This window comes from Flammeovirga sp. MY04 (assembly GCF_001682195.2).
In the GTDB taxonomy this organism is placed as follows: Bacteria; Bacteroidota; Bacteroidia; order Cytophagales; family Flammeovirgaceae; genus Flammeovirga; species Flammeovirga yaeyamensis.
Window position 1 is genome coordinate 4,243,673 of the sequence record NZ_CP003560.2, and the last position, 26,076, is coordinate 4,269,748.

A 26,076-nucleotide genomic window follows, 5' to 3' on the forward strand; every position below is an offset into this window, starting at 1 on the left:
AATTAGAATGAAGCTGTTAAAACTATTTTTTTACTTACTAACAATTACAACTTTAGGTTTAAAGCAAGTAAATGGACAAGGGTTTGAAGAAAAATTCTTTCCTAATATACCTTTGCTAAAAAACTCAAGTTTAATATCTGTTGATTTAGATAATGATGGGATACAAGAAATCATTATTTCTGGTGAAGACGCATCTGGATCATGGGTATTAAATGCATTAAAATTTGATGGTTCACAATGGAATAATTGGAGTAATGGACTAAAATCAGTTGAATACCCTAAGTTGAATTCATTTGATATTGATAAAGATGGTTTATTTGATCTACTCGTTTGTGGTCAAGATGGTCTTGGTAATGGGATTATTAAGTTATATAAAAACCTCGGTAATGGTCAATGGTCAGATATTAGTGGAAACCTTCCTCAATTATCGAAAGCAAATGGATTATTTGGAGATTTTTTGATGGAAGGAGAAAATGGCTTGTTGCTCACGGGTCTTGATAATGGAGTTCCAAGAACCACTTATTTTCTTTATAAAGAAGGTGATAATTGGAGCGAACAACCAATAAATCTTCCTGCTGCATACAATGCAGAATTGATTGCTTTTGATGCTGATAATAATGGCACATTAGATGTTTTTATTGGTGGGAATAATAGTTTTGGAGGTCTTTTATCACAAATATATCTGAACCAAGGTAATGGTAATTGGATGGCTGCAGCAACTTCATTTTCTACATTAACATCTCAAAATGTCAAATTGGTTGATATAAATAGAGATGGTAGATTAGATATAATACAAAATGGATTTGGTAGCGGAGGACTATCTGTAACTAAGTTATATTTAAACTTAGAAACTGGTTGGACAGAAACAAATTGGCAATTACCTCAAATAGCAGGTGGAGATTTAGTCTTTACAGATTTTAATGGAAACACATTTCAAGATATCGCAATTACAGGAGTTGATAATGATGGTAATAAAAAAACGTTTATTCTGTATAACGATGGTACTAAATTTATCGATAGTGGAATTGGATTAACTGAAATATCTGATGGAAAACTCTTATTGACAGATTGGAATGACGATCAAAATCTTGATCTAATATTAACAGGAGAAACTTATGTAGGTATTAAAACACTCCCTTATCAAAATATACATAATGTTTCACAGTTAGCTATTTCGAAACCAAACAACCTACAAAGCTCTGTCACATTAAATAATGCTTTAGTAAGTTGGGATAAAGTTAATACAGCAATTGGTTATGAAGTATTATTAGGTACATCATCTGGGAATTATGATATGTATCAGGGAAATATTAATTCAAATTCTAAAAAAAATAATTTAAAGCCATACACCTATTCAAATAATATATCTTTTACTAATTTATTAGAAGGGAGTTATTATCTAAAGGTTATTGCTAGTGGGAGTAATCATCAGGTTTCTCCTGCATCTAGTGAACATGAATTTATTATTTGTGATAAACCAGATTTAGGTGAAGATATAACTATATGTAGCGGGGTTGATTTTACCTTATCAGAAGGTACTTCTAATGATATAGTTGTTTGGTCTACATTAGATGGAAAACAAATAGGTCAAGGAAATAATTTAACAACATCTTTTTTATTAACTACTGATGTAGAAGTTGCTGTTACAAAAAAATTAGGTTGTACGGTAAAGGATACTATTAGGATCAATATTTTAGAGTTACCATTATTAGATATTGAAGATCAACAAGTATGTTTCAATACAACAACTCAGCTTACTGCACCAGGTAATTGGCAGAAAGTAAGATGGTTTGAAAAGGGGGAGTCAATACCCATTGAAGAAGATAATTGGTTTATCATAATTGAAGTTATTGGAACAAAAGAGTATGTAGCAGAAATTACAAATTTAGAAGGATGCATCAGTTATGATACAGCAAAAGTTGAAATGTTAGCATTACCAGAATTTTCTTTGGGAGAGGATATCACCATTTGTGAAGGTAATACTGTATCGATAGAAATTGAAAATTTGAATTCATATCAAAACATTGAATGGTATTCAAACTTTTCTGGAAAGCTTGATAATGACAACCAGCTAACATATCAACAAGATATATATAACAATGAAATTTTTTGGGTGAAAGTAGTTAGTCCTGAAGGATGTGAGTTTTTAGATACTATTAAAGTTGATAAACTCGAATTGCCTGAATTCACTTTGGAAGGGGATATTTCTATATGTGAAAATGAAGCTATTTCTTTTTCTATAGGTGATGAGACAGATAAAGTTGAATGGTATTTAAAAAGTCAAGGCAAAATTTCTGAGGGAAATACATATACAATGAAAGTAACAGAAAATGATTCATTATGGTGTATCAGAACTAATTCTTTAGGATGTATATGGTCAGATACTATAAAAGTTGATAAACTTGAGTTACCTGAATTTGATTTTCCTGAAAAAATAGAAGTATGTTATAATTCTGAAGGAACATTAGCTGTTGAAGGTGATTGGAAAAGTGTTTTCTGGTTTGATATACAAGGTAATTCATTAACTGAGGAAAGCTCTAAAAATTATTCGTTTACAGTGGTCGAAAATGATCAAGTGGTTGTAAAAGTAACTTCTTGGCAAGATTGTATAACGTTTGATACTGTAGATATTGAAATGATACCCTTACCAACAGCAAATGCAGGAGAAGATAAATCAATATGTACAAGTCAATCTGTTCAAATTGGTTCAAATACAGAGCCTAATAATACATTTTTATGGTTTCCTTCTATTGGATTGAGTGATCAAAACGTAGCTCAACCTATTGCTTCTCCAAAATCAACAACAACGTATTATTTAAAAGTGACTGATTCAAATGCTTGTGTAAGTGTGTTGGATTCTATGACGGTTTTTGTAAACGAATTCTATTCTGTTAATGCAGGTGAAGATCAAGAAATATGTTTTGGAGAGGGTTTAGAATTAGGTGGTTATCCAATAGTCGATGGAGATGAAAATAATTACAATTTTTCATGGTATCCTAGTGAAGACATTGATGATCCTTATACTTCTCATCCTATGGTATTTCCCCAAAAAACAACAGAATACATTGTAACAGCTTCATTAGGAGATTGTATTTCATATAAGGATACAATAAAGATAACGGTAAGGGAATTACCTATTATTTCTATAAGTGAAGACATCGCTATTGGTTACAAAGGAGAAACTACTTTAGAAGCAAGAGGTGGGAAATATTATTTATGGACACCAGACTATAACATAGATCAACCAAATATAGCTACGCCAACGGTCAACCCTGAAGTAACAACTACTTATACTGTAAGAGTTATGTCAGAATTTGGTTGTTCTTCTACAGAAAGTGTAACTGTCCACGTTGGAAACGAAATTTTTATCCCAAATCTATTTACTCCTAATCAAGATGGAAAGAATGATATATTTCTAGTATATGGCAAAGGGGTTAAATCTCTTTCAATAAAAGTGACGGATCAAAAAGGTGTAATAGTTTATAATTCAGATGATTTGAATGATATTATGTCTATTGGTTGGGATGGTAAAATGGGAAATATCGAACTTCCTTCTGGAACATATTTCTGGAAAATAAATGGAACCTATGAAGATGGAAGTGAAATTAGGTATAAAGGAAATAACACTGGAACTATTAATCTATTACGATAAAGCAAATGACTGAAATAATTAGAAATAAGAACTGTTTAGGTATTTTCATTCTTTTGCTGGTATTTTTTTCAGCGAAAACCAAGGCACAAATCTCCGGGTATGATGCATTAAGAGAATACGCACCATTACGACTTTCTCCAGCTTGGGGCGGGTACAATACGGATGCCTCCATAGGTTTATTACATAAATCGATTAATTATGGAGATGGAGTTCATAGAAGTAGAAGTATAATAACAGCGGCACTTCCTTGGATTAATAAAGAAACAAAATTAGTTCAGGGTGGTGGTGGAATATATTTTTTAAATGAATCTCCATCACAAAGTATAGGTTTTAAAACTCAAGAAATTGGAGGATCATTTGCTTATACCATCCGATTAAATAAAAACCATGATTTAGCTTTTGGTTTGGGAGGTTCTTGGACTTCGATGCAACTCACGACTGATGGTGTTACAACAGGGAGTTTATGGCACCCTATTTACGGTTTTATTCCAGATGCTGAAATCAATGAAGTTATTCATTCTGAAAGAAATAGTTATTTAAGTATTTACAGTGGTTTATTATGGTCGAGTTTAGATAGGTACAATAGAGAAAGGCATCGATTAGGGGTTAATATTTATCGTATGAATTCTCCTGAGAATAGATCGGATTTATCTTCGGATAATCTAAACATGGGCTATAGTTTAACTGCTTCAATTACGATGTGGGCTCATCCTAGCCTTTCAATTACTCCAGACTTATTCTATGAATATGCAGATGAACGGCAGTTTATTCAAGGGGCTGTTTGGGGAGGTTATCATTTTTATAATGAGAACCCTACAGATCCTATTAGTACAGGGTGTTTAGCTGCGGCGTTATCATACAGTAATAATGGAAGCTTTGGATTAGGATTCAAATTCGATCAAAAAAACTATGAAGTAGCGATGTTTAATTATTTTGGTACGAGATCAAATACTATTTCAATGCCTAATCAGTCTTCTTTTGAAGTTGCATTTAGACTAAAAAATGTACGAGGGAAAAGAAGAAGAAACAAAGAGACATATTATAAATCAACAGCTGTAAGTGATCATTCAAAACACTATCAATATAGAAACTTTAATGAAGATAGAGAAGCTATAGTAACAGATTCAGATAATATTGATCATTTAACACCAAATGAAATAGAGGATTCAGAACCAAAGTCAGGTAGTGAAGATAAGCCTATTATTTACACATTACAGTATAGATTTAATGAAACAAGGTTAACAAGAGATTCACAACTTCAACTTGATTATACAGTAAAATTGCTAAAAGATAATCCAGATTTAAGTATTAAAATTATTGGGCATAGCGATGATTTAGGAACGCCAAAAGTGAAAGCGAAAATAGCTTGGGAAAGAGCAAAACAAATTCGAGATTATTTTTGGTCAAATGGAGTGGAAAAGCATAGAGTTCAAGCCACTTCGAAATCAGATAATGTACCATTAGTTGATAATGATACAGATGAGAACAGAGCATTAAATAGACGTGTTGAACTACTAATTTTTGAAAAATAATGACAAAATATAAAATAATATTATTCCTCAATTTCCTTCTTCTATTAACTACGAATGTTTTTTCACAAGTAATTACAAAAGGTGATTATTATGTTATTACAAAAAGAACAAATATCGTGAAACCATCACATTTATGTGTTGAAGTGATAAGGTTGGGTTCTTTACCAACTTTTCATTTAAAAAATGGAAGTACTAGTGCATCACATACTTTTGATTTTACAACTCGAAGTGGAATTTGGCAAAAAATTCCAATAGGAGATAATGGTATTCCAGGGCATGCAGTTCCTTGTATGCCAGAAGAAGATGGTTGTACTTGTGAACTAAATGATACTGAGTTTGAAATATCAAAAAGTTTTTCATTTACTATTAATAATCCAAATGAAGATGAAAGTGGTGTTATTAATTTAGTAATGGATTATTCGGAAACAATCTATGTAGAAATTCAATTAGAATGGTATTATGTAAATGAAGATAAACCAATTGCAGTTCCTTAATAGTCTAAACAACAATCTATTTTATGTTGAAAGCTCGATTTTTTATAACGATATTATTTTTTTCGACTCTAAGCTTAACTTACTCTCAACAGCTAGATAAAATTGGAAAAGAAAACCCTTTGAAAATTTCAGGAGGGGTATCTTTTAATCAAACAGCGTATAGTGCTTGGGGAATGGAAAGTAGAAGAGATCCATACAGATATATTTTATCTGGTAATTTAAACTTTGATGTTTATGGAATGGCTATACCTTTGTCTTTTACCTATTCTAACCAAGACTTTAATTATAATCAACCATTTAATCAATTTACGATTTCACCATCTTATAAATGGCTTAACTTTCAATTGGGATATGGAAATGTTAGTTTTTCCCCATATACTCTTGGAGGACATACATTTTTAGGAGCTGCAGTATCTGGTAGCCCAAATGATAGATGGGATTTTAGTGTAATGTATGGACGATTGAGAGAAGCAGTTATTTATGACGAAGAAAATGAGAATGGAGAACCATCGTTTAGAAGAATGGGGTATGGTTTTAAGACTGAATATCGTCATAAATCAGGTAATATTGGAGTTACGCTTTTTAAAGCAAAAGATGATCCGTCCTCTTATCAATCAGACAGCATTCCAGAAGGATTTCTTCCTCAAGATAATTTATCAACTAGTGTTTATTTCGGGCAAGAAATTGTGAATAATTTGACAATTCAATCTGAGATTGGAGTTTCAATTCTAACGACGAATACTAATGCAGAAAAAACAGAGAATAAAGGCACTGATTGGTTGTTTAATTCTAGAACTTCAACTTCTTCTTATTGGGCAGGAAATTTTGGTTTGAATTACCAACTTAAAACTTGGGTTTTAGGAGCATCTTATGAAAGAATAGGACCTGAGTATAGAACGTTGGGAAGTTATTATGCTAATAATGATTTAGAAACAATGAGTCTGAATATTAATGGAGCATTGTTTAATTCGAAAGTAAATATTGGAGGTAATTTTGGAACACAAAGAAATAATATTGATGGGGAAAATAGCTCGGATATGTCTAATTTTAATATGGCATTAAACCTTAATTGGATTGTTTCTAAAAAAGTAAATACCAGTTTTAATTATTCTAATTTTCGATCATATACTGTTATCAGAGACCAGTTTGAAGTGATTAACCAATCAGATCCTTTACATCAATTTGATACATTAAATTATACACAATTAACCGATGCAGGTAATTTAAGTGTGAATTGGAATATTAGCGGATCAAAAAAAATAATTCAAAATCTTAACTTAAATCTTAATTATCAACAAACATCTGATCAACAATCTGATCAAGCTGTAAATAATGCGAATAGTCAATTTTGGAATGGAGCTTTAGGATGGAACTGGGGGAATAAACCTTTAGACCTAAGGTTGGGATTTAGTGCGAATGGAAGTTATTCTTTTGCAGGTAATGATATTCCATCAACATTTACAGCTGGACCTACTATTAGTTGTACAAAGGGCTTTTTAGATAAAAAAATCAAAGCAAGAACAAGTGTTTCAATGAATCAAAGTAGATCGGATAATATAGTACAATCTACTGTAATAAGCTGGAGGTTAGGAACATCAACGACTTTAAAAAAATCTCACTCTTTTAATCTATCTTCCGCTTTAATGAATAGGCAACGAAAAAATGAAGCAGAAGATAATTCTATCACAGAGTTAACTGTTACTCTTACATATTCATATAGGTTCTCGGCCTTCAATAAAAAAGAAGAAAAAACTAACTTAAATAATAACTAATACTACACGACTAATGAAAAAAGCATTCATCATATTACTCTTTATAATTGGTATTACCAATGTTTTAGCATCTGTAGATGATCCAATTAGTCCTGCAGAAAGTAAATCGTCTAAGTTTAAGTTTAAAAAATTTAGGTCATTTGATGTAGAGTTACCAAAAGAGGAATCTTTAGAAAATAAAGAGAACTTTTTTAATGACGATAAAGAACAACCAGTATCAAAAAAAATAGCCAATATTAGAGGGGCTTTAAAGAAAGTAAAAGAAAACAAATTATTTACTTCAGTATTTACTGAAGCTGATTTAATCTCATTACCTGTTGGTATTCCTAAAAAGGTAGGTAACACAGAGTTTATTATTGTTATTGATAAGGTTAGATTAACACCAAGAGGAACATTAATAGATGTTGGTTTAGTAATAGATTTTCCGAATTCAGATCAGCAATTAGTTTTTGGTGCATTTGATGTAGCCTTTAGTCAAGAGAGGGGATTTGGAGGTCTAGGAAAATTAGCATTACTAAATAATTTTGAAGTAAACCTATCAAAAGATATTAGATTAAATTTTAAAGGAACAACAAACAACGGACAAACTTTTGTGAATTGGGGGTGTGATGGTTATCAGGATATGGCTTTAGATTTTGAAGTTATATTTAATAAAGACTTGATTAGACCTTGTGACCTTGATGGAAATCCTATTCCAAATAAAGAAATAAAAGTTCCAGTTACAGCACATATCGAAACATTTGATGAGTTAATCGTAGCAGTTAATCTTCCAAGATTTAGAATGGGAGAGGATCATGACCGCGGATTTATTTTCGAAGCATCTGATGTAGTTTATGATCAATCTGAAACTAGAAATGCAAATATTCAATTTCCAGAAAATTATCATTCGACAGATTTTTTAGAAGGCGATACTAACCTTTGGAAGGGCTTTTACCTTCGTTATGCTGAAGTTACGATGCCAAGTGACTTTGATAAAGTGATGTACGAAAATCATTCTAGGGATAAAGCTATTGAAGAAGCAGAGATTGAATTAACTGAAGAACAAAGAGCTGAAATGGCTAAAAGTGATAGTACAGCTTTAGCAAATGCAAGTAAAAATAGAACATCTTTTCAAGTAAGGAATTTAATTATTGATGATTATGGTTTAACTGCTAATTTTCAAGGACATCAATTGCTATCCTTGGAAAAAGGGCAACTTGGTGGTGGATGGGGATTATCATTAATAAAGGTAGAAGTTGAAATACTTAAAGGGCAATTTATATTCGCCAATATGAGTGGAGATCTTCAGGTACCAATAACAGATGATAATACTTTACTAGCTTATGTTGCAGAGATTAGGCATGGAGGAGACTTTTACTTCTTTGCAAGTACAAGAGAAACAATGCCTTTTACTCCTTTTGGTGATCAAAGTGAATTGTTACTACATAATACTATGATCACAATTGAGTTGACAGATGGACAATTTTATGGAGGAATAGAAATAGATGGCTCAATGAGTGTTAAATCTAAAGATTCATCTGTAGAATTAGCTGATATTGATTTTCAAGGTTTATTAATAGAAACACGGGCACCTTATATTTCCGTTGTTGCATTTAGTGCAAGTTCCGAAGCATTGGCTCAAAAACTATCTGGCAAAAACCTTACAATCAATGAGATTGGTATGACAGCTAGAGATGGAAATGTATCTCTAAATGTTGATGCGATAATTTCTTTACATTCTGGGTCAGAAGGATTCGGTGGAGGTGGAGATATTTCTATCTGGGCTAAGTATGATGATGATGGTTGGAAGTATAACGGTACAACAGTCTCAAAAATTACAATTGAAGCAAGTAAAAAAGGAGTTTATAAGCTAAAAGGAACAATTGCAGTATTAAAAGATGATGAGACCTATGGGGATGTGTTTATAGGAGTTGTGGAGGCTCAATTAGGGCCTACTGTGGGAGGAAGTATAGGTATGGAAGCAACAGTAATGTTTGGTAAGAAAGGTGATTTAAACTATTGGTATATAGATTGTCTGGCAATACTTCCTGAGCCCGGTTTAACAGTTGGTACTATATCTTTCCAAGGTTTTGGAGGAGGTTTATATTATGGTATGTCAAAACTGCCTTCTGATGTAGTCACTGCCTCAGATATAGAGTCTGCAACAGGAGGGGTTTATGTTCCGGATGAAAGTGTAGGGTTTGGTTTGAAAGCAATTATCATTTTTGCCATACCAAAAAAAGAGTCGATGATAGCTGAGACATCTTTTGAAATGACCTTTAATAAAGGAGGAGGAATTAGATATGCAATGTTTGCTGGGGCTGCAAATATTATGACACCACCATTGCCTCCTATAAATCCAAAAGAGTTAGTAGCTTCAGCGGATAATGTTGCAAAAAAAGAAAGTGATGGAAAATCCCAAGATTTAAAGAATACAAAACCTGAAAAAGTTAGTTATGGATGTGCTTATTTAAGCGAGGAGAACACAAAAGTTTTTGCAAAAATTCTAGTTGAAATGGATTTCTTAAATAATTCATTTCATGGAGAATTATCTGTAGCAATTAATGCTGGAGCTGTTGAAGGAGGAGGAACTGCTATTGTTCATATCGAAGAAGATTCATGGTATTTACATATTGGGACAAATGAAAACCCTATTCGATTATCTTTTATGGGAGGGGTTGAAGCTTCATCATACTTTATGTTTGGTGATAATTTACCTAGCGGATTCAAAGCACCAAAAGAGGTTGTTCAAATTTTAGGTAAAGATCCATCGGCAGAGATAGATAACAGTAGAAATGAATCTTTAATAAGTGATGGCAGAGGAGTTGCTTTTGGTGCTGCTATAAAGTTTGGCGTTCCGGAACTTAATTTCTTGATGTTTTATGCTAATATTAATGCTGGGCTAGGTTTTGATTTGATGGTTAAAAATTATGGGGCAGGGGCTGTTTGTGCAAATACAGGTAGGCAGATTGGAATAAATGGATGGTTTGCTCAAGGTCAGATTTATGCATTTATTAAAGCAAAGATTGGTATTGAAGTAAAATTGAAATTTATTAAAGGAAGGTTTGATATTATTGATGCCGGATTTGCTGCTTTATTACAATTTAAAGGACCAAATCCTGTCTATGCATTTGGTATAGTTGGCGGTAATTTCAATATTTTAGGTGGATTAGTTAAAGGTAATTGCAGTTTCGAATTCACATTAGGAGAACAATGTATTATTCAAGGTGCCAGTCCATTAGGAGGAATGGAAATTATAGCATCAATGACACCATCAGATAAAAGTGAAGATGTCGATGTATTTTCAGCTCCACAAGTGGTATTTAACGTACCAGTAAATAAGTCTATGGAATTACTTGACCCAAATACTAACCAGAAAAAGAGTTATAAAATCAATATTAAAAAGGTAGAATTAAATTCTGAAAAGAATGGAAATGCAATTTGTAACCTTGAATGGAATGAAGATAATACAACATTGGTGTTGAAACCTGAAAGTATGCTGGAAAATGAATCAAATTATTATTTCCAAATAGATTTAGATTTTAGAGAAAAAAGAGGAAATGAATGGGTAGCTGTTAATTCGGATGATGTTTTAACTAAAGCTCTAAAGTTTAAGTCAGGAAAAAGACCAGAATACATTGATCATAGTAGAGTTCTAGTTTCTTACCCTGTAGAACGTATGATGAACCTTTATATTGATGAGTCGGATAAAGGATATTTGGAAATGGAACAAAAAGGATGGGATTATCTTTTTGAGGTAAAAGATCCATCTAAATGGGAAGTTAAGGCAAGGTTTACTAGTTATAGTGAAGAAATAGCTTACGGTAATATAAGCTATAATGATAATCAAAAATTAGTATCACTTGATATCCCTACGGAAATGAAAACAAATCAAATATATAAGATGGATTTAGTTCATTTACCGAAAACATCATTTAATGTTGACGCTAATGTTGTAGAAGAAAAACAAAATGTTGCGATTGAAAATCAGAATGGGAATGATTCTTCTATCGAAATTACAAAAAGAAATTCTACGGGAGAAGTTTTAGAATCGAATGAAGAGAAAGTTTTTTATACATCTTCATTTAGAACTAGTCAATGGAAAACATTCCCAGAGAAGATGAAAAATTTAAATTTCTCTGAAGGTGTTACAGGTGTGTTACCATTTTCTTATCGTTATCAAATGTCGACATCTTTTTCATCTAAAAATAATGAAACATTAGATCAGTTGGAACTATCAGGAGGTAAGGGTACTGACCCTCTTGTTGAAATTACCGCTGATTTTAATGATGTTCATTATGAAAATTTGATAACACCATTAATGTATTATGAATATCCACTAAATGGAGCAGAAATAACTTGGAGAGATAATACTTCAAATTACGGTTGGGTGAAACCAATAAAAGGATTATACTTCTCTCAAAATTATGAAGGTCAAATTTCTTTATCTGATGATGAATTATTATCGGGAATATTGACAACACACGTAGGATATACAGTATACTATAATATTGATTTAATGATTGGTAGAGATTTCAAAGACTTTCAAGCTTCCCTTGAAGATCTGGCTGCTGATGGAAAATTAAATTATGCTAATGATGAAATAAGAAAAAGGTTGAATTTTATTAGAGTTGCAGTAATGGCTCCAAGATTACAATTAGGAGATTACCATATTATATCAACATATACTCTCCCTGGTAAAAAAACACCTTCATCGACTTACAAAATAAAAATGACAAACAATATTCAATAGTTATATGCTAAAAAGAATAATCATATTATATGTTCTCTTGATTGGTTTTTTATTTTCAGTTTATGGACAAAATGAACAAATTAATCCAGAAATTAAAGTAATTGGAAAAGTAACATCAAGGGAAAACCACTTAAGGTGGGCTCCAAATAATTCTTTATCATGGGACTTGCTCAAAGAGTATGGCTATAAAATTGAAAGAATTACTACGTACAGGAATGGTAAACTTTTAGCTAATCCTGAAAAAGTATGGTTAACAGAAAGGATACTACCGAAACCTGAAGAAGAATGGGGAAGAGCCTTTGATGCTGATACGTCAGATATGTATATAGCTGTTGCCGCTCAAGCTTTATTTGGAACTTCTTTTAATATAACTTCTTCATCGACAAATAATTCTCCCTTAGCTTCAATTGTACATCAGGTAAAAGAAAGGGAAGCTAGATTTTCATATGCATTATTTGGGGCAGATCAATCAAAAAAAGTGGCAGAATTATCAGGAGTAAGTTGGGTTGATAAAAATATTACTAAAGGAGAAAGGTATTTATATAGAATATATTCCCTAGTTCCCGATTCTATTGAAGTAATAAAAACAGGAAAGGTTTTATTAAACACTGAGGATGTAAAACCTTTACCAGAACCTTGGAATGTCAATGCCTTTTATAGAGATGGACAAGTACATGTCGTATGGAATTGGTTTATGTTGAGTGATGTATATAATAGCTATTGGATACAGCGATCTAATGATAATGGAGCTAATTATACTGATTTAACGGACGTTCCTTTTGTTCAACCTTCAAAAGATACACCATCACCTAATATGTTGTTTGTAGATACTTTAGGAAGTCTAACAGGTGATTTTTTGTATAGAATTAAAGGAAAAGATTCTTTCGGAGATTGGGGACCATATTCTTCCCCATTTAAAATTAATGTAAAAAATAATATGAATTTCTCTCCTAATATTGATGTAGGGGAAGACGAAGCTTCAGGAAACGTTAAGATATCTTGGGAGGTTAAAGAAAATGAAAAAATTGGAGTGCAATCTCTTTTATTAGTAAGAGGTGAAAATGACAAAGTTTTTAAGGACACATTGAGTAAAAGTTTGCCTGTTAAAACTGGATATTTTCTTGATATAGGTCCTGGCCCTTCAAATTATTATAAGTTAGGAGCATTAGGAGAAACAGGTAAGATAAATTGGTCATTAGTGTCTTTTTATCAAACAATTGATAGTATTCCACCTGAGCCTCCAATAGGACTAATTGCTGATATTGATTCATTAGGTCGAGTTGACTTGAATTGGGATGAAAATATTGAAAATGATTTATTAGGATATAGAGTATATCGATCGAATGAAAAAAATGGTCAATATGCACAAGTGACCAAAAAAGAAATTAAGCACACATCTTTTCAAGACTCAATAAGTATTAAAGTATTAAATAAGAAGGTTTATTATAAAGTACTTGCTGTTGATTTAAGAGGAAATCCATCTGGTTTCTCTGAGCCATTAGAAGTAACTAGACCTGATATTATACCTCCAGCAGCACCCTTAATAGGTAAAACATCAAATACATCAAAAGGGCCTTCTTTTGAATGGTATCCAAGTGCAAGTAATGATGTAATGTATCATTTGATTTATAGAAAAGGAGCATCAGAAACAGAGAATTGGGAACTTATTAAAGAATACCAAAACCCTTTAGGAAAGCAAACATTTACTGATTCATCAATAGTTACAAATCAGGTTCATTATTATCTAATGATTGCAGTAGATGAATCTGGGTTAGAATCTATCCCTACAAAACCTGTTGGTTTACATTTGTATGACAACAAAGTAAGAGCTGGTGTTGAAAGTCTTAAAATTTCGAGAATTGATAATGGTATCAATTTAGACTGGGTATCTCCAATTTCGGAAGATTATTATATTGATATCTATAAATCTATAGATGATGAACCTATTCGGTTTTATAAACGAATTGAAGGTTTATCAAATAAATATACAGATGTAGAAGTAAATGATGGAAAGTTATATACCTATAGATTAAAAGTGAAATATAAAGAAGGAGGTTCCTCAAATTATAGCTCTAAGGTTCAGATTAAATTTTAAATAATAATCTACAAATATTATGAAATACAAACTATCGCTTTTATTGTTTACTTTATTTTTTTTATCAAGAATAATAAGTCATTTTCTCAAATTACATTAGTTAAGGGGAATCATATTTACATACAACACAGTACTTTGGCAGCAAGTTGCTTTAATTGTAGTAACACAGATTTTGGAAGAATTACACAGTTATCTACAAATGTAGTTTCTATTGCTTCATCAGGTAGAACATTTATGATACTACCAAGTACTAAAATTATTTTTTATTTCGAAATAATAGATAATATGGAGCTTCAACCTGGAGGTGGAGTTAGTTGCAGTGAGTTTTATGGAGAAACATACTCGAGAGTTTGTAATGGAAATTGTATATCAGTAAAAGAAGATTCTTTTACATATGATGCTCCTCTTTCTATAAATAAAACCGTAGATCTTGAGGGATTTTTAGTAACACCATCAACAAATCAAGGAACAAATTGTTCCACTTTAGTTTATACTAGAGCATTAATTGAAGAAGACACTCCAAGAGTAGGCTTCTTGGAAGATGGGCAAAAAGTATACTTTCCACCCAATATTTTCAAAAAAATAAATGAGAATTTTGTTTGGGCATTATATAATAAAAATGGTGATCAAGAATTTATCGAGAATAAAAAATATATATATTTTAATAACCTTCGTGATATCATTTCAATACAAGCAATTGCAAAGAATATAAAATCAAAACATCTACTAATTGAAAAAGAGAATACACAATCTCATTTGATTAAATAATTTAAAAAATCATGAATAAATTTTTAATCGTAATTCTTCTAAAATGTATGATTGTTTTCTCATCATACAGCCAAATAACATTACAAGAAGGACAGCACATTTTTATAAATCATGGAATTTCCACAATGAGTTGTTTTGATTGTAATTTAACTTTTGATTGGATTGTGGATATGGACCTTAATCAAGAGGAATATATTGAGTCGTCAGGAAATAATTACATGATTACTCCGGAGACGGATATAAAGTTTGAATTTAAAATTATGGATGATAATCAACCTGATGATAATACTAGTTGTAGTAGTTATGGTCAAGATTATCAAAAGGAAGGATCATGTAATTTTTGTTATAAATTTATCTATAACAACTATTCATATTATTGTCCTTTAAATGATTATAATGGTATATATATCCCAGAAGTAACATCACACTCTCACAAGGTAAAGCCAAATTGTTTATTATTAACCTACTCAAGGTTTTTGATAGAAGAAGATACACCAAAAGTTGGTTTTTTTGAAAATGGTAATAAAGGGTATTTTCCACCTGATATTTTCAAAAAAACTGATCAAAAATTCTATTGGTTAGTTACAAAAATTGATGGAGGTAAAGAAATTATAAAAAATAAAGAAGTATTAAGTATAGATGATTTGGTGGATACGTTTTCTATTCAAGTGATATCTAATGATTTTCAATCAAGATCTTTATTACTATCTAATATCTTATAAGCCTTTTTAAACTATAAAAACCAAGATTTTTTTTATACTAACATGAAAACTTTTAACTCTATTACTTTATTCATTCTGGTCTTCATGACTTCTTTATCAGTCTATGGACAAAGGTACCCAGTACAACTAACGTTCATGGTTACTCCTCCATATCCAATAAGGTTGTCTGATTATGCTCAAGTAGGTAATACTAAGGTTCAATCAAGTATATGGTTAAAAGATTTATCTCAACCAGATCTACCAGTAAAATTAAGGTTAAGGATTGAGAATTCTCAAAAAAGATTAATTCTAGAAACTAAACCTAGCTATTCTCCCGAACCTATTCATTTAATTGGTGGACAAACTGAAATTTTGGATGGAAGTGTTCTAGGGCAATATTTTGAATTAAATAATTTAACAGCCTTAAGTGGGAGTACTTCTTCTATTATTAATAATGGAGGTAGATTACCTGATGGGTATTATAAGTTTTCCTTAGAAGTATTAGATTATTATACGGGTAGAAAAATCTCAAATACGAGTGTAATACAGTGTTTTTTAGTGCTCAGTGATCCACCTTTACTAGTAATGCCCATGGATAAACAAAAGGTTATCGTTACTGAACCTCAATTTATAAACTTTTCATGGACACCAAGACATTTAGCATCACCGAATAAACCTCAAAATGTTACTTATAGATTTCAAATAGTCGAAATTTTAAGAGATAATCAACCAGCAGGAGATGCATTTGCATCCACTAATCCAATAGTAGATGAAGAAGGTATTTCAGTACCTGCTTATCAGCTTACCGCACTTGATGCACCTTTATTTCCAGGTAATAAATATGGTTGGAGAGTACAAGCGTATGACGAAGATGAAAATGGTCTAATTAAAAATAATGGATGGAGTGAGCCAAGAATGTTTCAATTTGGAGATGCTTGTACAGAATGTGAGGATTTTGCTATTGCTAATACAACACATTCAAGAGCAGAACTTATATGGTCAGGAAAAATAGAACATTCAACATATGAAGTTAGATACAGAAGACAAGCTACAGAAGATGATGAAGAAGAAATACCTTGGAAAACAGAAGAGTTTAATACAGATCAAGCTATAATTAAACCATTATCGGATAATACTACATATGAGTTTCAAGTAAGAGGATTGTGTCCTGGTAATCAAAAAGGTAATTGGTCTGAAACTAAAACAGCTAATGCGGAATCAAAACCTGAATCAACGTATAGTTGTGAAGGTGGTGAAGTGATTATTGCTTGGGAAAATTCAGATCCATTAACTACTCCAATGAAAGTAGGAGAACAATTTACAGCAGGTGATTTTGATGTAACAGTGGTTGAAGATGATGTTAATAATGGAACCCATTCAGGAGTAGGGATGATTAGAATTCAGGCATTTAATAAAGTGTTTTTTAATGTAGAATGGGATGATATTACCGTAAATACAGACAATAGATTAATAGATGGAGAAGCTTTAGTAACTGGTTCTGATACCGATATTATTCCAGAAGATATTGCAAATGCTATTATGGCGGGCCTTGATGTATTAGATCAAGTTTTAGAGGAAGCAGAAAAGGTAGCTAAATTCATAGAAAACATTTTTGATAATCTTCCTGAAGATATTAAAAATGAACTAAATAAGACAAAAGAAGAACTAGCTGATGCCGAAGAAGAGTTAGCCAATGCTAAAGATGCTTTGAAAGGAGCAAAATCTATTGGTGATGAAGATGCAATTGCAGCATCAAAAGAATTAGTTGATCAGGCAAAAGAGAATAAGAGTCTAGCGAAAGAAAATAAGAAACAAGCAATTAATAAAGCTCTAGAAACTATTAAAAATGAATTTAAGAAAGGTCTTGTCGCTATAGGTAAGTTAAAAGATAATTTGGTTGATATATCAAAAGAAAAAGATCCTATAAATAAGCAAAATATAATTGATGAAGGGATCGCAAATAGTGAGGATATCCTTAGTTTTTTTCAACTTTTAGATGGTCAAACTGAATTACCTGAAAATATACCAACCTTTAATGATGTAACTGATTCTTTGGCAGCAATTGAAATTTTTACAATTCTTGAAGAAGGAGGTATGACAATAGACAATGGTGAACTCACAAAGTTACCAATAGCCATTGAAAATGTACGTAGAGGAATTTGGGCCTTTAAAAACAGATTCAAAAATTACAATTCAGATGATTTAATTACTAGTAATGATACAACTGCTTTGGGAGATTCAACAACTTCCCAAATTGTTGCAAATGTGATTATAAGTAAAGATATCAAAAAAGGGGATAAAGTGACTTTTGGACCTATAGCAATGACTTTAAATTCAGATCCCATCTCGATTTCTAAAAGCAATAATCTTTTAAAGTACAAGATTGAAAAAACATCTTTTATTCTTCCTTTCAAAAATAGTAGCGTTGGAGAATATTCTATTGAAATATCAAATGCTACTATAACTTATGAAATTGATTCCACAACAGAATCACTTTCATCTGCAGATATTGAATGGTCAAATGATGAAGGACTCAATTTAGATTTTAGTTTTATTGATGCCGATTTAAAAGAAGTAGATTTACACCTTGATAATGAGGGTAAATTAACTGGAGATCTTGATTTTTCAGCCCATTTAGCTGATGATAAATTATTATTATCTTCTTTAAGAATTAAGAAAGGGTTTGGTGGTGATTTTAGTTTTAGTTATGCTAACACAGAAAATTATTTTGATGGTTCATTTAATTTTTCAAATCTTTCATCTTTAAATGCTGAGTATGTAAAAGGAGAGGACGTCATTGCTTCAGTAAGTGATGCTAAATTAAGTAATGATGGAGAATTGAATTTGAAACTATCACTAGCTACTCCACTAAAACATAATTATAGAGGTGTTGATATGACTCTTGACGAGTTTGATGCAGATATTGATATTTCATTAAAAGATACACTAACTTTTAACTCTTTAAAATCAAAGTTGAAAGTAGAAAATATTACAGGAGTTACTTCAACTTTAAACTTAAATTGTGAACTTATTGGGGATCAAATTACAACAAGTCTTACCAATACAAATAATATTGAATTTTATGGTTTTAAAGTTAACGCCGAAACTGTTGAAGCTTCATTTGATAAACATTTTAATTTTTTAGGCCTTGAAATTAAAAATACATCAACAGAAATTGATAAGAAAATAACTTTTTCTGGTCAAGAGTTAGAAATAAAAGGAAATTTAGATATAGCTAAAATCTCAATAGAAACAACTGAAGCTGACTCTCTTTTAATCAATGAAGTGGATTTATCTGGGAGTTTAAATTTAAATAATGATCTAGCTACTTTAAGCTTATCAAGTTCCAAATATGAAGAAACTGATTCAACATTGTCTTTAGTTGCATCAATCACTTTTAAAGATCAAAATAATTATGGGAGCATATATTTTGATCAAATCAAAATTAATAAAAGTGGGGAGTTTACGGTTAAGGATGCTGGAATTCAGTTTATTACTAATGTTGGTCCAGTGAAAGTCGAATTTGAAAAACAATTAGCAAATACTCAAAATATCACAATTGCAAAAGCAAAAGTTACTTCTTATTTATATGATGAAAAAGAAAAAGTGATAGATAGTTTATTTATTGAAACAGACGTAGAGTATACTTCTAATAACAATAAACTAAGCTATTTAAAAATTGAGTCAGATTCATTAAATATAGATGTTCATGAATTATACTCAGTAAATAGTACCATTAATGGATATGAATTTGAATATACTAAGACTGAAAATAAGGACATATATAAAGGAGAAGTAAAGTTTAAAGTTAATCTTAATGAAGATAAATTTTTGAATGAGAGTGAAACAGTAGTTTTAAAGAAAGGAGTAGAAGGGTATTTTAGTTTAGGGTACAATTCTGATAGTACTAAAATAGCTTATTTGGACTTTAGTAATATTCAAAAACTTAATATTGACTTACTTAAAGGAGATAAAGTTTATGCAGCTATTGAAAATGCGTCACTAGATAAAAAAGGTATTTTAAAAACTGATATAACCCTTAAAGCTAATAATATAGAATATAAAGAAAATGGTTATGATATTTCCTTAACTGCTTTATCAGGTAATATTTCAGTTGACTTTATTAATCACGACTATAAATTTAATTCTTTAACTGCTACTGCAAAATTGAATAAATTCATGGATAAAGAAGTACCATTAGAGTTATCATGCTCATTGAATGATACTACAATTATAGCTAATGTATCAGGGAATGAAAAAATTGATTTCTATGGTATGAAAGTTACACCTGGTGATTTAAAAGCAGGTTTTGATCATGAATTTGTTTTTCAGGGTTTTAATGGTCAGAATGTAGAAGGTACATATGAGAAAAATATAGATGGTATTTTATTTAAAGGAGATTTTACAATTGAAAAAATCGATGTTATAAAAGACACACTCAAAAATCTTGAAATGAAAGGTAATTTACAGTATGGAGATTTAGCTTCACTTGCTTTATCAAATGCTGTTTATAATGATTCAAACCAGAAAATATCATTGAATGCTAAAGTAACTGCGAATCAATCCTCAACTTCGAATAACATGAACCTTTCTTTTGAAAAGATAATCATTGATAAAGAGGGTAATATAACAATTGGAGCTGCTGGAGGTGAAGGCGTTTTAGCATATGGACCAATCAAATTAGAGTTTTCTCAAGAATTACAGGAATTAAGTAATCCAATAAATGCGGAAGCAAAAGTTATATTTTACATTCAAGATTCTACTTTAACTGATAGTGTTGTTGTACACACAGATGTTACTTATCAACAGAAAGAGGGGGAAATTATTTATGCTAAAGTGGAATTAAAAGATAAGAGTATAGATTTTCCTGAGGTTTATGATATTGAAAGTAAAGTAACCTCATTTGATATAGAATATAAAAAAGAGAATGAAACTAAGACTTTAGAAGGGAATGTTACTTTTAATGGTAGTTTAACTAAAGATATTTCATACCAAGAGGATAAAGTAATTCTTAAGAAAGGACTTGAAGGAACCTTTAAATATGTAATTGATTATAATTCATCTGATCCTACTAACTTCGGATACTTTAATTTTGGAGGCTTAAGTAAAATTAATGTTGACTTTAAGAAGGATAATAAAGTCTTCGCAAAAATTACTAATGCTAGTGTCAATAGTAATGGGGTAGTGTCATCTAATTTCCATACCACAGAGGAGTTGAATTACTCTGAAAATAATCTTGAGGTTACATTGAAATCGTTAAAAGGTAAAGTTGAATTTAATTGGTATAAGAGAGATTTCAAATTACTTCAAGTAGAAGGCATGGGTGAAGTGAATAATCTTCCGGGGTCATCTGCCAAAATGAATTTTTCTTTAGGTATTAACAATTCGAAAATCTATGGATCTTTATCTGATATTGATTCAGTAAATATTTATGGATTGAATATGGATGCTAAAAAAATTGGTGTTGTATTTAATGATCAATTTGATTTAATATCTGTAAGCGGAAATAACATTAATGCATCTTATGTAAAATCACTAAATGGTAAAAAGTTGAGTGGTAACATATTAATTGATGAATTTTTATACAAAGAAGAAGAAATAAAAACTTTTAAAGGTTCAGGTGAAGTAGCATATGATCCTTTTGCAAAAATTGAATTGATATCTGGAGTATACAACAGTGAAGAAAAAGTAATTGAATTTTCTGCATCAGTAGATTTGGCTGCAAATGAAAACAATCAGGCAAAAACTACTATTAGTGGCATAAAAATTCATGAAAATGGAGAATATGAAATTGGTGAAGTTTCTGTAGATGCTTTTGCTCAAGCAGGTCCTGTATCAGTAAAATTTAAATCAGAACCTAGTATAACAGATAATATAAGTAAAGCAGAAGCAGAGGTAACACTAGTAGTTAAAAAAGGAGATATTGATAATAGTATTACTTATTCAACAGAAGTAGAGTATACTAAGGATAGTCAAAAAGGGTTCACATACTTAAAAATAAATAGTGAAGACTTAAATCAAGAATTTCCAGAGATATATGGTATTAATACCAAAGTAAAAGATGTCTTAGTTAACTATGAGATAGTTGATGATAAACCAGTTTATTCTGGTTCGATAACTTTCTCAGCCTCCTTAGAAGAGGATAAATATATTTACAAAGAACTAGTTCAATTAAAAAAGGGAATTGGGGGAACAATGTCTATTTCATTTGATTCTAAAGTGGAAGGGTATTTTAAGGATATAGATCTAAGTGAATTATCTGGGTTAAACATTGTCATGTTGAAGCAACAGAAAGAGATTGCTAAATTTACGGGTAGTATTGCTAGAGGAACTTTATTAAATGGTAGATTTAGTGTTACTCAACCGCAGTCAGTATCCATGAATAAATTTAATGCAACCTTAAATAGGTTTGATGTTGAGGCTACTTATGATTTTTCTGAACAAAACTTTACGTTTAATACAGGTAGTGGTGATCTAAAAGTAGACGGTATTAAAGGTTTAGAAGGAGATATTTTATTAGGTATTGATTATAATGAACAGAATATAGCTATTAGTCTAAGTAGTGAAACGAAAGACTTGAAATTCTGTAAGATGAATGTGGAAAATCCATCTTTTACTTTCGAAGTTGATGATAATCTAAACTTAACAAAAATAGAAGGTAGTTTTGGAGTAAAACCTGAAGGTATGTCATCGGCGATTACTTTATCAGATTTATTGATAATAGATGGAGAAGTAAAATCGGTTGGAGGTAAAGCTAACATAGATTATAAGAATTTCAGGTTTGATATTTTATCAGCTTCTTACAATTCAATAACAGGTTTAGATATGAATGCTAAAGTATTATTGGGTGATTCATATGTAGAAGTTGAATCTTTTAAAATTGATAATAATGGTATTGTTTCGGTAGGAAAGGCGAAAGGTGATTTTAATAAATCATTAATGGCTATTCGATTTGATGCCACATTTAATGAAAATAGGTTCCAAGGATCTTTTGATGCTACGATTTCAAGAAAGTTATCAATTACAGGTACAGTTGATATGGGTACAAGTGAATGTGATAATTGTAATGAAAATAATAGTTTTAATTATGGATACTTTAAATTAAAAGTTGGAGCTCCAATACCAGTATTTCCGGGAGTATCTATATCTCAATTAGGAGGGCAATTTGGTTATAATTATTTCATAGATTTTGATGACAGAGCAAGGTATGGAACTCCTAGATATAATAATTATATAGCAGGTTTTTCTTTTGGTCTACAAGACCAAGCAGGAATGTTAGAGTTTGCGGTAGATCCTGCAGTTTATCAATGGGGCGATGAATCAGCAATGCTTTATCTAAATGGAACTATAAAAGCTCCTAAAATAGACCCTGTTTTTGAAGGAAATGCAAGTATGACTTTAGAATTACCAAGCTATGATATCACAGGAGAATTAAATGCAAAAGTTAATATACCAGCGAAAAGTGGCTTAATTTTTAAAGCAGACCAAAAAATAGATTACTCTATAACTTCTACAAAAACAACATTTAAATCTAATCAAATGGATGCGAAAGTTTTTAAAGTAGTAACATTTACAGGTAATTTTTCTAATGAAAGAAATTATAGACCAGATGGATCTTTAATAAGTGCGGATGGTGTATTAAATGGTGAATTAAGTTATAATTATAAAGGTAGTTATTCAGATACATATTTAAACCAGTCCTTTAAATGTAATTTCGACTTCACATTGTCTGGTAACTTAAATACAACATTTACTGATTCTAATTTTAATACACAATTAATTTCTGTAGGAGTATCTGCAAATGCATCTTTAGAAATTTCAACCGATATTGGTGATATTAACCCAAAGGTATCTTTAGATGCTAATGCTTTATTTAAACCTAACCAAGACAATTGGAAATTGGAAACTGATTATAAACTTAAAATTGGAGAAGGTATACTTAGCTATGAGCATGAAGGGAATTATTCTATGGATTTAGGTGAAATAACTGAATAAAAAATGAAAAAAATTAAACTATTTATATTCTTTTTGATCATTAATAATATTTCTTTTGGTCAAAGTAAATATCAATTATTTGGAGAAGTAAAAAAGAATGAGAAAGTATCTCTCCTTTGGATAGTAGATGAATATGACTCAAATTTAGATGGCGTAAATTTTAAAAAGAGAGTTAAAGGTTCACAAAGTTGGGAAACTTTAAATAAGTCTTTATTAAAACAATATAATCAACTTGATAAAAGTTTGAATAATGTTTCTAATAATCAATCAATCAATAATGATCTGGAGAAAAAAAGACTAGAATTAGTTAATTCAACTAATAATTCTGACAGACTTAATCTCATTACACAAGAAGAATTGACTGAATATCTTGTGCAAACTCCAGGTAACATGACATTATTAATGTTGATGTTTATGTATGATTATGATAGGGGATTGATTTATGGCTATGGTTATGAAGACTTTTCTATTTCCAAAAAGCAAAAAATTGAGTATGGATTATTTACAGTAATTAATGGAGAAGAATCACAGAACCCAGTAGCTATCTTTGAGGCCAATACTTCTGAAAATTTAGATTTAGATATTGAACCTATATCTTCTAAAATTAAGCGAAAAGGCAAAAATATTTTATTAACTCTAGATTATGATGGTGAATATTTAGATTCGAAAACAAATTTTGTTGGTTTTGATATCTACAGAAAAGAAAATGGTAAGAATAGAAACTTAATAACGGAGAAAACTATTTGGTTAGATAAATCTTCAAATACTCGAGTTTTATTTTATAAGGATGAGATTATAGATAAAGAAATAAATTATACCTATGAAATTATTCCAGTTTCACTGTTTAAAAATACAGGAAAACCAAAAGAACTCATTTGGAGTAAAAGTAAAGATTTAAGTTTCTGGACTCCAGAATTATTAAACGAACAAGATAAAAATACAGATTTCATTGAAAAAGGTGTAAAATTAAAGTGGGCGGTTCCTGAAGACTTAAAAGAAAATATTAAAGGTTTTATTGTTCAACGAAAAATTGATAATGGAAATTTTGAATCAATATCCGATACTTTAAATAATAGTGTAACATTATATCAAGATTCCAATTTAAAAACTTTGGAATATAAGGTGACTTATCGTCTAGTTGTTAAACCTGTAGATAGTTATGAAATTTGGAGTGATGAGTTGAAATTATACTATTTACCAAAACCTACAATAGAAAATGATGAGGTTAACTTAACATTGCAGCCAAATATTGTGAATGGTGAAGTCGTCGTTGATATGAAATGGAATTCAATTTCTTCTGATAAAATGAAAGGATATATTATTTACTGTGATAGATCTGGTGGAATTTTAGCAAGAGAGAGGGGGATTGGTTATTTGACAAATTCAAACTATACCTACAAGGTAGAAGGAGTAACTGGTAAAAAATATTCGTTCACTGTAAAATATGCCGATAATTTAGAAATAGTTTATGATTATTCGGATACTGTAAAGGTGATCTTACCAAGCTTAGAATTACCTACTATTAATATATGGCCGTTTTCTGTCAATGAATCAAGTATTACAATTGAATGGTCATTTCCTGAAGAAATTCAAGATTTAAAAGAGTTTATTGTTTTTATTAATGACAAAGAATTTACTAGACTAGATAAAAATCTTCGGACATATACATTTGAAAATCTTGAAGCAGGAGCTTATAAAATTTCAATGGTAGCGACAAGTATTTATGAGGTAGAGAGTAAAAAGTCGAAAGTAAGAACATTAAAAGTGTTATAGATTAATTAGGGAATTTTGTTAAAAAGGGCATTAGGGACTCTTGGAAAATAGATTCCAGCACCCATCAAAATTTAGATTTTAAGTCGGGAGTCTTGTTAAATAGTTAACTATTTAACAAGACTCCCGCATTAACAAAAAGCAAGATATCTGTAGTTTGGAAATCATATAAAAAAACGAAGATATTTTCAATATGACTTTTTCAGTGGTAACCTGCTTAAATTAGTAGCTATTACGTAAGCAGTCGCCCATTCCCATCTATTATCTCGCAAATTCCTGACTTAATTTTACGTCATCATTAAAACGTAGATATTATGTCAAAAAAAGCAGAAATGTATGCTCATATAGCATCATGGAAAACTAGTGGTTTACAACAAAAAGCTTATTGTCCACTTCATTCAATTAAGCTATCCACTTTTCATTATTGTAAGCAGTCGGCCATCCCCATCTATTATGCCTCAAATTCCTGACCTAATTTTACGTCATCATTAAAACGTAAATATTATGGTAAGCAGTCGCCCATCCCCATCTATTATGCCTCAAATTCCTGACTTAATTTTACGTC

At 30.7% G+C, this 26,076-nt stretch carries 11 protein-coding genes; all 11 read left to right on the forward strand.

Annotated features, from left to right (window positions below):
• Positions 1-7 precede the first annotated feature (7 nt).
• The 11 genes from MY04_RS16835 (at position 8) to tnpA (ending at position 25,981) form a co-directional block, all read left to right on the forward strand.
• Positions 8-3,652, forward strand: a complete 3,645-nt coding sequence (locus MY04_RS16835; protein WP_066211567.1) for an FG-GAP-like repeat-containing protein — start codon at positions 8-10, stop codon at positions 3,650-3,652.
• Positions 3,653-3,657: 5 nt separating this feature from the next.
• A complete protein-coding gene (locus tag MY04_RS16840; RefSeq protein WP_066211571.1) occupies positions 3,658-5,184 on the forward strand; it encodes an OmpA family protein in 1,527 nt (508 codons plus the stop codon).
• Positions 5,184-5,678, forward strand: coding sequence for a hypothetical protein (locus MY04_RS16845; protein ID WP_066211573.1), 495 nt, complete (start codon positions 5,184-5,186; stop codon positions 5,676-5,678). Before MY04_RS16840 ends, MY04_RS16845 begins: the two co-directional genes overlap by 1 nt.
• Before the next feature lie 119 nt (positions 5,679-5,797).
• Positions 5,798-7,450: a hypothetical protein gene (locus tag MY04_RS16850; protein ID WP_169055539.1), complete on the forward strand. Its 1,653-nt coding sequence runs from the start codon at positions 5,798-5,800 to the stop codon at positions 7,448-7,450.
• A gap of 13 nt (positions 7,451-7,463) precedes the next feature.
• Complete coding sequence (locus MY04_RS16855; RefSeq protein ID WP_066211579.1) at positions 7,464-12,182, forward strand: hypothetical protein; 4,719 nt, start codon at positions 7,464-7,466, stop codon at positions 12,180-12,182.
• A 4-nt stretch (positions 12,183-12,186) separates the two neighbouring features.
• A complete protein-coding gene (locus tag MY04_RS16860) occupies positions 12,187-14,277 on the forward strand; it encodes a fibronectin type III domain-containing protein (RefSeq protein WP_066211582.1) in 2,091 nt (696 codons plus the stop codon).
• A gap of 135 nt (positions 14,278-14,412) precedes the next feature.
• On the forward strand, positions 14,413-15,045 hold the full coding sequence (locus MY04_RS16865) for a hypothetical protein (protein ID WP_066211584.1): 633 nt from the start codon (positions 14,413-14,415) through the stop codon (positions 15,043-15,045).
• Between the two features lie 11 nt (positions 15,046-15,056).
• Positions 15,057-15,767 (forward strand): hypothetical protein, encoded by a 711-nt coding sequence (locus MY04_RS16870; RefSeq protein ID WP_158297743.1) that lies wholly within the window; start codon positions 15,057-15,059, stop codon positions 15,765-15,767.
• A 42-nt stretch (positions 15,768-15,809) separates the two neighbouring features.
• Positions 15,810-23,741, forward strand: a complete 7,932-nt coding sequence (locus tag MY04_RS16875; RefSeq protein ID WP_066211588.1) for a fibronectin type III domain-containing protein — start codon at positions 15,810-15,812, stop codon at positions 23,739-23,741.
• 3 nt (positions 23,742-23,744) lie between these two features.
• A complete protein-coding gene (locus MY04_RS16880) occupies positions 23,745-25,514 on the forward strand; it encodes a hypothetical protein (RefSeq protein WP_066211591.1) in 1,770 nt (589 codons plus the stop codon).
• Positions 25,515-25,825: 311 nt separating this feature from the next.
• Positions 25,826-25,981, forward strand: coding sequence for an IS66 family insertion sequence element accessory protein TnpA (tnpA, locus tag MY04_RS16885; protein ID WP_158297744.1), 156 nt, complete (start codon positions 25,826-25,828; stop codon positions 25,979-25,981).
• Positions 25,982-26,076: the final 95 nt, after the last annotated feature.

Excerpts from the sequence above, each read along its gene's own strand:
- MY04_RS16860 (WP_066211582.1), top strand. The coding sequence starts at position 12,187 with ATGCTAAAAAGAATAATCATATTATATGTTCTCTTGATTGGTTTTTTA.
- MY04_RS16880 (WP_066211591.1), top strand. The coding sequence starts at position 23,745 with ATGAAAAAAATTAAACTATTTATATTCTTTTTGATCATTAATAATATT.
- MY04_RS16875 (WP_066211588.1), top strand. The coding sequence starts at position 15,810 with ATGAAAACTTTTAACTCTATTACTTTATTCATTCTGGTCTTCATGACT.
- MY04_RS16845 (WP_066211573.1), top strand. The coding sequence starts at position 5,184 with ATGACAAAATATAAAATAATATTATTCCTCAATTTCCTTCTTCTATTA.
- tnpA (WP_158297744.1), top strand. The coding sequence starts at position 25,826 with ATGTCAAAAAAAGCAGAAATGTATGCTCATATAGCATCATGGAAAACT.
- MY04_RS16840 (WP_066211571.1), top strand. The coding sequence starts at position 3,658 with ATGACTGAAATAATTAGAAATAAGAACTGTTTAGGTATTTTCATTCTT.
- MY04_RS16870 (WP_158297743.1), top strand. The coding sequence starts at position 15,057 with ATGAATAAATTTTTAATCGTAATTCTTCTAAAATGTATGATTGTTTTC.
- MY04_RS16855 (WP_066211579.1), top strand. The coding sequence starts at position 7,464 with ATGAAAAAAGCATTCATCATATTACTCTTTATAATTGGTATTACCAAT.
- MY04_RS16835 (WP_066211567.1), top strand. The coding sequence starts at position 8 with ATGAAGCTGTTAAAACTATTTTTTTACTTACTAACAATTACAACTTTA.